At 66.9% G+C, this 11,493-nt stretch carries 14 protein-coding genes; 4 read left to right on the top strand and 10 right to left on the bottom strand.

The genetic code is table 11. The annotated features are described in order from the left end of the window. Together E1291_RS32920 and E1291_RS32915 are read left to right on the top strand one after the other, a co-directional pair. A partial coding sequence (locus E1291_RS32920; RefSeq protein WP_165495394.1) for a transposase occupies positions 1–262 on the top strand: 262 nt, incomplete at its 5' end. A gap of 77 nt (positions 263–339) precedes the next feature. Continuing rightward, complete coding sequence (locus E1291_RS32915; RefSeq protein ID WP_131741980.1) at positions 340–1,101, top strand: SDR family NAD(P)-dependent oxidoreductase; 762 nt, start codon at positions 340–342, stop codon at positions 1,099–1,101. Between the two features lie 287 nt (positions 1,102–1,388). On the opposite strand, the gene E1291_RS32910 is transcribed toward E1291_RS32915, so the two are convergent. The 6 genes from E1291_RS32910 to amcB form a co-directional block, all read right to left on the bottom strand. Then, positions 1,389–3,296: a relaxase/mobilization nuclease domain-containing protein gene (locus tag E1291_RS32910; protein WP_131741979.1), complete on the bottom strand. Its 1,908-nt coding sequence runs from the start codon at positions 3,294–3,296 to the stop codon at positions 1,389–1,391. Then, positions 3,223–3,555 carry a hypothetical protein gene (locus E1291_RS32905; protein ID WP_131741978.1) on the bottom strand — a complete coding sequence of 111 codons (333 nt, stop codon included), beginning with the start codon at positions 3,553–3,555 and terminating at the stop codon, positions 3,223–3,225. The genes E1291_RS32910 and E1291_RS32905 overlap by 74 nt, the downstream gene beginning before the upstream one ends. A 428-nt stretch (positions 3,556–3,983) precedes the next feature. Continuing rightward, complete coding sequence (locus E1291_RS32900; RefSeq protein WP_131741977.1) at positions 3,984–4,559, bottom strand: hypothetical protein; 576 nt, start codon at positions 4,557–4,559, stop codon at positions 3,984–3,986. Between the two features lie 258 nt (positions 4,560–4,817). After that, positions 4,818–5,480 carry a pentapeptide repeat-containing protein gene (locus E1291_RS32895; protein WP_131741976.1) on the bottom strand — a complete coding sequence of 221 codons (663 nt, stop codon included), beginning with the start codon at positions 5,478–5,480 and terminating at the stop codon, positions 4,818–4,820. 75 nt (positions 5,481–5,555) lie between these two features. Then, positions 5,556–5,696 carry a hypothetical protein gene (locus E1291_RS42460; protein ID WP_165495393.1) on the bottom strand — a complete coding sequence of 47 codons (141 nt, stop codon included), beginning with the start codon at positions 5,694–5,696 and terminating at the stop codon, positions 5,556–5,558. 5 nt (positions 5,697–5,701) lie between these two features. After that, positions 5,702–6,886 carry a cyclophane-forming radical SAM peptide maturase AmcB gene (gene amcB, locus E1291_RS32890; protein WP_131741975.1) on the bottom strand — a complete coding sequence of 395 codons (1,185 nt, stop codon included), beginning with the start codon at positions 6,884–6,886 and terminating at the stop codon, positions 5,702–5,704. 151 nt (positions 6,887–7,037) lie between these two features. Here amcB and E1291_RS32885 point away from each other — a divergent pair, with 151 nt between their 5' ends. Continuing rightward, positions 7,038–7,550, top strand: a complete 513-nt coding sequence (locus E1291_RS32885) for an NUDIX hydrolase (RefSeq protein ID WP_131741974.1) — start codon at positions 7,038–7,040, stop codon at positions 7,548–7,550. Here the strand turns inward: E1291_RS32885 and E1291_RS32880 are convergent. From E1291_RS32880 to E1291_RS32870, 3 genes are all read right to left on the bottom strand, one after another. Next, entirely contained in the window at positions 7,547–9,010 is a 1,464-nt protein-coding gene (locus E1291_RS32880) for a prenyltransferase/squalene oxidase repeat-containing protein (protein ID WP_131741973.1), read from the bottom strand. The two genes, E1291_RS32885 and E1291_RS32880, sit on opposite strands and share 4 nt — an antisense overlap. Positions 9,011–9,175: 165 nt before the next feature. Beyond that, a complete protein-coding gene (locus tag E1291_RS32875) occupies positions 9,176–9,751 on the bottom strand; it encodes a GNAT family N-acetyltransferase (protein ID WP_207401065.1) in 576 nt (191 codons plus the stop codon). A gap of 126 nt (positions 9,752–9,877) precedes the next feature. Continuing rightward, positions 9,878–10,351, bottom strand: a complete 474-nt coding sequence (locus tag E1291_RS32870) for a TIGR00725 family protein (protein WP_131741971.1) — start codon at positions 10,349–10,351, stop codon at positions 9,878–9,880. A 59-nt stretch (positions 10,352–10,410) separates the two neighbouring features. Between E1291_RS32870 and E1291_RS32865 the strand changes: the two genes are divergently transcribed. Next, entirely contained in the window at positions 10,411–11,061 is a 651-nt protein-coding gene (locus E1291_RS32865; RefSeq protein WP_131741970.1) for a hypothetical protein, read from the top strand. Between the two features lie 6 nt (positions 11,062–11,067). Here the strand turns inward: E1291_RS32865 and E1291_RS32860 are convergent. Next, the coding region (locus tag E1291_RS32860; RefSeq protein WP_207401064.1) for a transposase at positions 11,068–11,493 on the bottom strand (426 nt) is incomplete at its 5' end.

The following is an 11,493-nucleotide window of genomic DNA, read 5'->3' as shown; positions in this document are numbered from 1 at the left end:
CAAGCTGCACGGTGACAAGGGCTATGACTATCGGCACCTGCGCCGCTGGCTACGCTCGCGCGGCATCGTGGCACGCATCGCCCGCCGTGGCGTCGAGTCCTCGCAACGGCTGGGCCGCCACCGCTGGGTGGTCGAGCGCACCGTCTCCTGGCTGGCCGGCTGCCGCCGTCTGCACCGCCGCTACGAACGCAAGCCCGAGCACTTCCTGGCCTTCGTCGGCATCGCCGCCGCCCTCATCTGCCACCGCCGCCTCACCAAATGAAACGACCTCTTATGAGTGGAGGGCACGCGCCATCGTTGTCCGCACAGTGCGGGCCAACAAAATCAGAGGAGATATCGATGAGCCTCCCGCTCGAAGGCAAGGTCGCCGTGGTCACCGGCGGCGCGTCCGGTGTCGGCCTGGGGATCGCCCAGGAGTTAGCAGACCAGGGGGCCCACGTGGTCATCACCGACCTGCAGCAGAAGCCGCTGGAACAGGCGGTCGCCGCAATCGGCCCGAACTCCTCGGGCATCATGGCCGACGTCACCAGGCTCGCGGACATGGAGGCGGCCTACCAGGAGGTCATCGCGCGCCACGGGCACCTCGACGCGGTCGTGGCCAACGCCGGCATGGGCGCGCACGCCCCGCTCGGCGCGATCACCGAGGAGCAGTTCGACCAGACCTTCAACGTCAACGCCAAGGGCGTCCTTTTCACCGTCCAGCCGGCGATTCCGCTGCTACCGCCCGGCGGCACGGTCGTCATCATCGGCTCGACCGCCTCCATCCAGCCCCCGGCCGGCATGGGCCTGTACGGCGGCGCCAAGGCCGCAGTACGCGCCTTCGTCCGGTCCTGGATCCAGGACATCAAGGGCACCGGCATCCGCATGAACGTCCTCAGCCCCGGCGCCGTGGACACCGAGTCCCTGCGGCGCGCCCTCGGCATGGCGCAGGGCGCCGGCGCGGTTGCCGCCGCGGTCCAGAAGATGGGCGAGGGCAACCCGACCGGGCGGATCGCCGACCCCCGCGAGATGGGCAAGGCCGTGGCGTTCCTCTCCAGCGACGCCTCCAGCTTCATCACCGGTGTCGAACTCTTCGCCGACGGCGGCATGGCACAGGTCTGAGCAGCCAAGCCGTGACGCGCGCCCGGCGATCAGACCCACTGGGCGCGCGTCACCCCCGCGGACATCCCTCCTGGACCAGCTTCGAACAGCCATCCAGCCGCTGTTGGCCCTTCCGGTCCTCCTCGCGGGCCAGGAGCCGCACGGCTCTCGGCTGTGAACTCCGCGCGGGTGTTGCCGCATCTCATCGACACGCAACGGTGACGACAGCGGGCGTCGACGAATCTCATCGAGAAACGTTGCTGGTGGACGCGAACAGAACCACGGATCCTACCTGGGCAGCGCCGAACTCAGCGCGGAGGCGAGTGCTTCACGGTCCGAGGTCGCGCAGGCGTTGTCCTCGGCTGCGGCGGTGCGCCACCGCCGAAGGGCGCCGGCGCCCAGGGGGCTGGGAAGTCATGCTGAGCCGGCTGGAACGACGAAGGCACTTCGGCCGCGGAACCCAACCAGGGCGCGCGATGACGATCGGGGCCAGCCACAAGGGGGCTGAGATGTCGCGCCGCGCGACGAGCCGCTTCGGCCTGCGCTTGTCGCTGCTGAAGTTGGCGAAGATTCGCGACCGTGTCCAGCAGAGCGAGCAGGTGAGAGACCAGCAGCAAGATGGACAGAGTGTTCCGATCGTGTGCTCCTGCGAGCTTCAGCAGCCGAGCCGCGCCCCGCAACGTGTTCCCGGCGGGGCTGGGTCTGGTAATCCGGCCCCACGGCGCACGAGCAGCTCGCTCGTAGGAGTCGGCAGCCCTGCGGAGATGGCGATTTCCAGTAGCCTTGGCCGCCACGTGCAGCACGTCCGAAGCCGCCCAGCAGGCGTCCTGGGCAGCATGCGGAGCGGTTGCCATGTGTCGACGGATCTGAGCCGTGGCGAACGCAGCGGCGCGGGCCGCATCGTCGTAGAACGCCTGGCGCTCCTCCGCAGTGAGCCCATCATCCGTCGAGGCAGAGCTTGACTTACCCGCAGACGTTGTCGACCAACGCCGACACAGACGAGGCAAGGTCAGGTCATCGGCGAGGCGTCCGCCGGAGAACCAGACCGCTCCCTCGTCTCCGCCTTGATCGTCGGGTAGGGCGACGGCATAGCCGGTGACTTGGTCGGGCCGGGTTTGGCTGAACCGGGACCTGACGAGGAAGCCCTCCTCTCCGAGCCGACGGAGGAAGTCGTCCACAGTCTGGGCTTCGTCCGCAACGCGGCGGACGGTCGTCCGCAGCACGGCACGGATCGTCCGCGCGGACAAGTTCTGTCCGGACAACGAACGAGACACTGGCCGAGGAGTCCAACGCCGCCGGAGTGAGGGAAGAGTCAGGTCGCCGGCTAACTTGCCGCCGCCGAACCAGATCGGACCACCGGACGGAGCCAGGTCATCGGGGAGGGCAACGGCGTAACCAGTGACCTGACCGGCGGTCCGTGCACTGAACCGCAGGCGGACGAGCACCCCGTCCTCGCGCAGGGCCGTGAAGAACTCGTCCTCAGTCCGGGCTCCGGCGGCCGCGGTGGCGACGCGGCGACGCAACGTGCTGCGGACCGGTTCGTCACGACCCACGCGCATAGCCTTCTCTTGCTCGCCGCGCTTGGGGCGCCGGGACGCCGTCCGGTCCGCCGGTGCCGTCCGCCGCAGGCCGTATCGCTCCTCGACCGCGCGGCAGGCGTCACGAACGCGGTAGCCGTCGTTCCATACCTCCGGACGGGTGCCGTCGGTGCGCGCCAGCGTGGCCACGATGTGGACATGGTCGTGGGCGTGACGAACCGCGATCCATCGGACGGCGTCGAGATCTCCGTCCGGTGCCAGTCCGGTACGGCTCATCATCTCGCCGGCGATCTCGGCCCACTGCTGATCGGTCAGTACCGGGTCATCAGGCGCCGAGCGCACCGACAGATGCCACACGGGCTTGTGATAGTTGCGGTCGCCGAGCAAAGCCAGTGGCTGCGTGAGCAAGCCGTCCAGGCGCCGAAAGTCCCGGCTCCCGTCTGTCGTCATACTCGGTTCGAGGTCGGCCGGGCTGCGGAATCCGGCCACGATATGCGGGTCGCGATGTTCTCCGTGCCGTCCGGGCCCGTACAAGTAGCGGATCAACCCCTGCACCCGCTTGCCGCGCAGTACCTTCCCGATCAACCAGCCCTGCCCCGGGGAATCAGGGGAGGCGCTGACGTAGCTCGTCGGCCAGGTCGTCCAGCCGCTGGACGGCCCGCGCGGCAGCATCGGCATACAACGCAAGCCGAGGCGTCACCTCCCCGCAATGCAGCGCGGCCACAGCCTGATTGAGGTTGATGCCGATCCGATGGACCTGCCCCGCAGCGTGCATCACCGTGGCCAAGGACTCCCGCAACGCAACCTGCTCCGGACGAACTTGACCGCGAGCTGCGGCCAACGTCGCCTGAGCCGCAAAGGCTCCGGTCGCTAGCCGCTCGCGGTCCGCCGCCACAAGAACTAACGCGTACTCCTCGTCCGACAGCGAGAACCGCACCGACCTCCCCCGTCGCGGCGTCCGGTGCGTCCTTCGGTTCCTTCGCCCGACAGCAGAGACTCGCGCTTCCTCATCGACCACTCATCTCCCCCTCCAGGATCGCGCCCGATCCCGCCCGCCTCGCCGGACCGCGCCCGGTCCGGCGGCCATAAGTGCACGATTTCCATTTCTTGCCCTGCGCCGGTGCAGCCCTCCGAACAGGAGGCCGAGCTTCGGGCAAAGGCACCGAAGAGGGCAGCGCCGCTCTCGAAGCTGACGAGTACCGCGCCCCCTCCCACTCGCCCGACGCCGAAGGCATGCCGCGAGCCGCGCACCGACCACCGCCGCCCGCGCTCCTGCGTCTGGCGCGTAACCTCTGGACTGGAGGGCCCGCGCGAAGCCCGGCCATCAGTGCCTCGGAACATCTGAGCAGGCCGTTCGGCGGTCGATCAGATCTCGCGGCGCGGCCGTGGAGGCTTCTGTCTGGCTCCGCGGTTCGGCGTGCCCGGTTCAGGCTGGTCAGGTTTGGGGAGTGCCGCCTCGATCGGCGTCGGGAAGTCCGTGCCCGCGACCTCGGGCCCAGGAGTGGGGTCGGCCTCGGCGCCTAGAAACGGCGCGGGGGCTACGGCGCTTCGCAGCTTCGGGTCCTCGTCCACGTCCCGGGCATGAATCGACACAAGCGCTCCCCCAGCACGCCGGAAGGACTCTCCGAGGTCTTGCGCATGTTCCGCCGCCAGCGCCAACGCGTCATGTGCCCGAAGTACCGTCGGCACCGGATCCTCGCCACGGTCATTCCCGAGCCGACCGGCAGCGAGCTCGGCGTCGAGGAACTTGTCGACCTGCTCGGCCGTCTGCGCGAGACGGAATGCAGTCTGAGCCAGGTTCGCCAGAACTGTGTAAGCAGTGCCTGGCTGCGTCAGGCCCGGCGCCCCCTTGGTGAGAGAGTTCAGCGCACGAACACGCTCATGCAGCTCCCCAGCGAGCAGCGCGGTGTCCTCATCGGTGGGTGTGCCTCGTTCGTCCATGAGATGCGTCCTCCAGGATCCACCAGTGTCCGGTCATGCACGCTCCTCTCTTAGGACGTCTAACGCTGCATAGCTACAAGTCAGCGTGTTTGCGCTCCATACTGCACGTGAATGACCGCCATCGCCATCGACCGGACGGCGCGCCGCGAGATTTGCCGCTCGAACCCTCAGCCGACGACTGCTCTGACAGATGCGGAAACGAGAGGGCACGCCCAGCCAACCCAGGTGCAGTGCCCGACCTCGATCATGATCAGCGGGTCAATGCTCGACGTGAATCTGGAGGTCGGCCAGCAGGGCTTCGGTGAGCTGGGGGACCTGGCTCTCGTCGATGGTGGCGCCGGCCAGGCTGGTCGCGCCGGTGAGCGTGGTGAGGGTGCTGCCGCGGAGGTCTGCGCCACGCATAGTGGTGCGGACGAACTGGGCGCCGGGCATCGGGCAGTCAGCGAAGACCGCGGCATTGAGGTGGGAGTCGAGGACAGCGGTCTCACGGAGCGTACAGTCGACGAAGGCAACCGAGCCGGTGGCGTTCAAGCCAGTGAGAGTCGCGTAGTCGAGGCGGCAGTGCTCGAAGATGACGTCGGCCAGAGTGATACCGGCGGCCTGAAGGCCGATGAGGCGGCTGCCGCGGAACACGCACCGGTCGACCTTGAGGCTCGCCCAGCGCGCCGAGGCGAGATCACAGGCGTCGAACAGAGTGTTGCTGATCCGGGTGTCGCTCACGTGCGTATCGGCCAGGAGCACGTTCGTCAGATGGCACCCGGAGATGGCGCGTCCTTCGGCCTGGAGTCGTGACCAGTCGGCGTCTTGGACGCGAAGATCGATAATGTCGCCGCGGGCTGGTGGTTGCTCGGCCGGGGTGAGGTGGTCGGGGTCGTCGGAGGGCAGCAGGATCTTCGCCTCCCGGATGCGGCGGATGTCCATGCCAGGTCCCTTCCGGATGTCTCGGACGCACCCTGGCCGTGGCCGTGGTCGGGGTGCGTCCGGATTGACGTCGGGCTAGCGCTTGTTCCAGTTGTCCCAGGTGGGACGGTTGTCGAAGCCACCGGGCTCCACGTCGGGAGCGGCAGCGGTCACCTCGGCGAGGAACTTCTCCACCGTAGTGTCGGTGGTGGTCTCCAGCATGCGTAGGACGGGCATCGTGTTCACTCCTTGATGGTGGTGGCGAACGCTGTGACGAGGGCTTGCCGGGTGTTGCGGCAGTGGGCGGTCTCGGTCGCGGCGAAGGTGCCGTGCTCGAAGTACCGGTTGCCGGCGTGGGCGCCGCGACAGAAGTCCCAGAACGGGCATCCGTCCTGGCAGCCGTCAAGACCGCGGAGCAGTTCGCGGATGTAGCCGACGGTGTGTGCGCGGCGCAGCATGGTGGGCAGCGACTGTTCGAGCACGTTGCCGACGACGAAGTCGTGGTGCTCGGGCGCATCGATGCCCAGCAGTTCGGGGGACATCAGGACGGTGTCCCCGTTCCAGGCGATGGTGGGTATCGGGTCGTGTTTGGCCTTGGTCCATTCCTCCTTCCGGCCGTCACGGGTTTGGGTCAGGTAGGCGGCGAGTTGATCGATCTCTCGGATGCGCAGCCGAGCTGCGGGGCGGCGTCCGGCCTGATGGTCCAAGATGTCGCGCCAGAAGACCTTGGCGGCCTGGTCGTCAACGGGTGCGCGGGTGTTGAGTCCCTCGAACTCCTCGATGTTGAACCCGACGCGGGTGCAGCCGAGCTCCTCGAAGAACGCCAGAAGGTCGCCGGCGGCGGTGATCGTCTGCGGAGAGACGACGCAGATCACGCTGAAGGGGATGTCGTGGTCACGCAGGGTGTTAATGCCGCGCATGATCCGTTGGAAGGCGGGTCTGCCGGACCGGTCGACCCGGTCCATGTTCGAGGCCGCCGGTCCGTCGATGCTGACCCCGATCTCAAAGCTGTAGTCGCGGAACAGCTCGCACCACCGCTGGTCGATCAGGGTCGCGTTCGTCTGGATCGCGTGGCGGACCCGCCCGGCCTCCCGCAGCACCTCGAACGGCTGGAGCTGTTCGAGGAACCTGGCGATGGGGAGGGCGGTGGGCTCGCCGCCGTGCCAGACCACGTCGACCGGCCTGTCGGGCGTCTGGTTGCCTTGCTCGGCGATCGAGGCCGCGACCGCTTCGGCCACCTTCGGCAGCAGTTCGTAGCGTTGCTTGCGGCCGGGCAGGTAACAGTAGGCGCAGTCGAGATTGCACAGGCTCGTCGGCTGAAGCACGACCGTTTGGAACGTGCGGGAGATCCGCTCGTCGTATCCCGCCCGAGCGGCGGTTCCAGCATCGGTGACGGCGTGACTCCTGTGGAAGGCGCTTGCGTCCATGCCTTCACTCTCGGCCTCTGGCCGACGAGTCTCGGATGACATTTCGATGTCATGACAAATGACCTGTCAGTGCTGCTCCGATGACATGTCATCCGGAATCCGAGCGCCCGAACCCGCCGGTTGATCATGATCGGTCGGCTATCGTGGCGGCGTGGTTCGACGTTCGATCCTCATCCGCGACGACGAGGTCACCAAGGACAGCGGCTTCGTCCTCATTTGCTCGGGTTATCTGGTTGAACGCGGCCGGGTCCTGCTGGTGCACCACAACCGTTTCGGCAAGTGGGTACCACCGGGCGGGCATATCGAGCCGGGCGAGACCTTCGCCGAGACCGCGGTCCGGGAGTTCAAGGAAGAGACCGGCCTGCTGGTCGAAGCGTTGTCCGCCCAGCCGGTCATCCATCCTCCCGACGCCAACGCGACTCCCGAGCCCGTCCCCTTCTACGTCGACCTGGAGCGTGAGGGGTTCGCCGTGCCGGCGGTCGTCCAGTTCTTCTACGTCCGCCGACTCGCGCAGGATCAGGAGTTGCGGGCCCAGCTCGATGAGGTCCACGACGCCCAGTGGTTCACCCCAGGCGACCTGGACGACCTGCCAACCTTCGAGCAGGTCCGATCACTAGCCCAACACGCACTGCACAACTACCCGATCAAAAGCGAACGCGCCTAACGGACGGCGAGGGCGTAGCCGCTGGCCGAGGCATTGCCGTCCTCGACCTGGCAGGAGACGACGAGCCTGACACCGGCTCCGCCGAAGGCCTCGGCGACTGCTTTGTTCAGTCGCTGGACGTACTTGGGCACCGAGGACGGCGCGATGTGCAACGTTGCGGCGATCCGCGCAACGGCCAGACCGTTCGGGGTCTGGTGAAGCAGGAACGCCAGGTCGAACAGCCGCTGCGACACCAGGCACGTCGCCGAGGCTTCACTAATGGTCATCATGATCTGCCTGCTGGCGGCCACGAAAGAGACTTCGCGGAGTTCGACCGGGGCGCCTCCCAGCTCGGCGTCTGCGCCGGTGTCGGGGTTCGTATCGGCCATGCTCAGGCGGGCAATACGCTGCTGAGCTGCCTGGTAGGCGGTGACGGTGTAATAGGCAGCTCGGATGGTCGCCCGCCGTCCTGAGGCACCCGGTTCGTTCCAGAGGCCGGCTTCGTCGTCCCAGAGCTCGTTCATCAACCGCCAAGCTGAGGCAAGCCTGCGGTCGTAGGGGTTACCGCCGGCGCGGAGCACACCCTGTACTCCGAGCGCGTAGGCCATGTGCTCCCAGGCGGTGCCCTGCACGTCCTGGTCGTTCTCGACGAAGGTCTCCCACCTGTAGTGGTTGTGCAGCAGCCACTGCCCGGCCTCGGCGACGATCTGCGAGGGGCGCAACGCGCTCGGCCGGCCGTGCACCCCACCGACCTCGTGAGGCTCGTCCCGGATCACCGTTTCGATGGAAGGGCGGTGGCCGCTCGCGGCGGCGACCGCCATCAGGCATAGTGCGGTCTTGCTCGGGCTCGGCGCAGTGTCGACGTAGGTCCGCCACCCCCAGGCCCCGCTGGAGCGGCGGTGATAGAGCAGCCCGGCCAGTCCGTGACCGATCAGCGGCTCGACGCGAGTGGCCAAGGCTCCGGTGTCGGCTCCACCCGGTAACGCCAGCTCCGGGCCGAGGACACGCAAGGTGTCGCGCAGCCGTGACAGCGCCAGCACCGCCAAGGCCGTCTGGTGCAACGAGGCGTCGTCGATCCCGGCGACCTCAGGCCAGCCGTGCCCGATCTGGTGCCGCTCCAGCCAATCAACGCACCAGATCGCGGTGTCGGTGACCTCTGGCTGGGTGAAGAACTCCGGGTAGTGCAGCAACCCGTTCAGGCCGAAGCACACAAACCGGGTGTTCTCTCCGCGGCCACCCTTCTGGCGCGGACGGCAGTGCTCCTCGACCGCCCCCGCCAGATAGGCCAGAGCGTCACGGACCGGCGTGCCGCCTACCCCTGCACCACGCAGGACCGCCAGAACCTCACTGGTGTTCACGATCGATGACACCGACGACAGCGTCAGCCCCCAGCCGCCGTCGAACCCTTGGTGCTCCAGCAGTGTCCGGGACGCGCGAACCACACGCTTGTCGAAGGAAGCGAGCCCGGCCAACTTCATCATCGACCACCCTCACGAGGTTCTCTGCAACAGCGTCCGGCGGATGTCACAGGGCTCCTCTCAGCCGAGGCCGAGGGGGACGCGGTCGCTCTTCCAGGAACCACCAGTCCGCAGGAGATGACCGCTGAGTTGCTGGGGCGCGGCAGGCCCCTGAACCGCCCCGCATGGTCACCCCTTGAGGGAGGGCGCTGACCCGAGAGGCAGCGACAGCATCAGCACGTCGAACAGTGGCGCTCCCGGCCAACCTGGCCGTAGTCGCGCGGCCTTGCGCCAGCCCCAGCGGGAGTAAATGGCGTAGGCAGGATTGTCGGGTCGCACCAGCAGGGTGGCGCGCTCCTCGGTGCGAGGCGCAAGGAGTTCGTCGTGAAGGGCGTGGGCAACACCCCGGCCGGTCCAGGCGCGGCTGACCATGATCTCCGACAGAGCGAAGGTGCGGGTGCCGTCCTCGTCGGTGAAGGTCGCGTCCGGCTGCTCGATCAGACCGTCCCACCACGCGGTCCGCAGGCTGAGCGGCCATCCCCACGCCTGCGCGATCGGCAACGCGGCCGCATCACGCCCCTCATAGGCAATGACCAACTCCAGGCCGGCCCGCGCGGTGTAGGCGTCGAAGCGAGTCATGAAAGCCTCGTCGCTCGCGAACTGCTCGCCGGTGGCAATGACGTCGGCATAGGCGTCACGGTGGATGCGGGAGACGACATCACGCTGAGCGCGAGCACCCTCGGCATCGAACCGCCGGAACGCCACCGAGCCGCGAGACGGGGCTTCGCCTAACTCACCCAACGCGTTACCTCAACCATTCGTTCGCCCCGGCACATGGCCTGACGGTTGCGAGCAAGACCTCTCGCAGTAGCTGATTCTTGTGCGGCATGATCATGTCCACAGGCCAGTAAGTTCTAGGGCCTCCTGCGGAGTGCTGGCCAGTTGAACACCGGGAACCGGACTCCCGTCCTTCTTCAGAAGCTGCCATCCGCCGAGCTGTATGACGGGCACACCACCACGACGCATGGCGAGCGCAAGTTCAGATAGGGTTCCCCATGATCCGCCAATGACGATCACCGCATCACCTGAGTTGATGATGATGTTGTTTCGAGCCTCGCCGACTCCCGTCGGGATAGTGATCGTCAGATCCGGGTTGGCGTTTTCACGGTCAGAGCGCGAAAGGATACCGACAACCGTTCCGCCGACGGCAGATGCACCAGCAGCAACCTCGGCCATTACTCCGGTGTAGCCTCCACAGATGACCACCGCGTCTCGCTCAGCGAGAAGGCGGCCGATCTCACGAGCGTTGCGCTGATCCTCGTCAGTGCAGTCGCGAGGACCACACACCGATACCTGTATGGCCATGTCAACCTCCGAGGCCGACCCTATACGTCTGCGGCCGGGAGTTCAGGGGCGATGGCTGGATGCGCACTGAACAGTGCGATGCGATCCCGAACGTCCTCGCCGACGGCCGTGCTGGGGTTGGCCTCCAACTGGCCGGCTATGCGATCGACACGACGGATCACCGGTACCGTTCGATGCTCAGGCGGCAGACGCAGTACCTCGTCAAGCTGCTCAAGGAAGCCATCCAGCTGCCCGTCGGCCAGATAAGCCGCGGCCAGGTCGGAAACGGCAGCAGCGCGAAGTTCGCTTCCCTGCTCGCAGGGATCAGCGCTCAGAAGCCCAAGGGCCTCGCTCGCCTGCTGACGAGCCTGGGCGAGATGCTCAGATCGACGGAGCCCGTCCTCGGCAGCACCCACTTCACAATAGGCTTCGCTTGCGTAGTATGCGGCTTTCCCAGGACTGAAGCGAAAAACGCCGATCTCAGCTTCATCCTCAACCACACGATCACGCGCGTCCAGAGCCGCGGCCATCGCTCCGGAGAATCGCGCGTCGCCGGCCGCGGCCCACGAACGCGCTTCTTGACTGGCCAGCCGAAGCATCGCGGTGCCGCTATGAGCGACCGACTGTCCGGCTTGCGCGATCTCGGCCGCACCCCGATAATCTTCTCGCCAGAATGCGATATTGGACTGGACCCATCTGACATAGGAACGGAGAGAATCGTCATCCGCTAGAGAGCTTCAATAGCTGGGGTTACTGCTTTGCAGGTGGGTGTGGGCGAGGAGGCTGTTGAGCAGTGCGGGCCGATGCTGGATGCGTTTCAGGCGGGTCTTGATCAGCTGCATGAGCTGGTCGATGGTGTGTTTGGTGAGGTTGGCCAGGGACCGTTTCAGGTGTGACCACACGCCCTCGACGGGGTTGAGTTCAGGAGCGTGGGGCGGCAGGTAGAAGACGATGAGCCAGTCCCGGGCGGCCAGGTAGCGGCGCATTCGGACCGAGCGGTGGGTGTTGAGGTTGTCCCACACGACGACGATCGGCCCGCCGAGTTGCTGGTGAGCGGCATCCAGTGAAGCTTTTTCATCCTTGGTGGATGCCTTCTGATCACAGCGTGATCGCAGGTTGCCAGTTCGGCTCATGACGTAGCGAAGCTCCTGGTAGACGGGTTG

It is taken from the genome of Actinomadura roseirufa (assembly GCF_900659635.1).
Taxonomy (GTDB): Bacteria; Actinomycetota; Actinomycetes; order Streptosporangiales; family Streptosporangiaceae; genus Spirillospora; species Spirillospora roseirufa.
Note: the sequence above shows the minus strand (reverse complement) of the source record. Positions and strands in the feature narration are given on the sequence as shown.

Coding starts and splice junctions, on each gene's coding strand:
- E1291_RS32915 (WP_131741980.1), top strand. CDS start 340: ATGAGCCTCCCGCTCGAAGGCAAGGTCGCCGTGGTCACCGGCGGCGCG.
- E1291_RS32910 (WP_131741979.1), bottom strand. CDS start 3,296: ATGCCGATGCTGCCGCGCGGGCCGTCCAGCGGCTGGACGACCTGGCCG.
- E1291_RS32900 (WP_131741977.1), bottom strand. CDS start 4,559: ATGGACGAACGAGGCACACCCACCGATGAGGACACCGCGCTGCTCGCT.
- E1291_RS32895 (WP_131741976.1), bottom strand. CDS start 5,480: ATGGACATCCGCCGCATCCGGGAGGCGAAGATCCTGCTGCCCTCCGAC.
- E1291_RS42460 (WP_165495393.1), bottom strand. CDS start 5,696: ATGCCCGTCCTACGCATGCTGGAGACCACCACCGACACTACGGTGGAG.
- amcB (WP_131741975.1), bottom strand. CDS start 6,886: ATGGACGCAAGCGCCTTCCACAGGAGTCACGCCGTCACCGATGCTGGA.
- E1291_RS32880 (WP_131741973.1), bottom strand. CDS start 9,010: ATGATGAAGTTGGCCGGGCTCGCTTCCTTCGACAAGCGTGTGGTTCGC.
- E1291_RS32870 (WP_131741971.1), bottom strand. CDS start 10,351: ATGGCCATACAGGTATCGGTGTGTGGTCCTCGCGACTGCACTGACGAG.
- E1291_RS32865 (WP_131741970.1), top strand. CDS start 10,411: ATGCGCACTGAACAGTGCGATGCGATCCCGAACGTCCTCGCCGACGGC.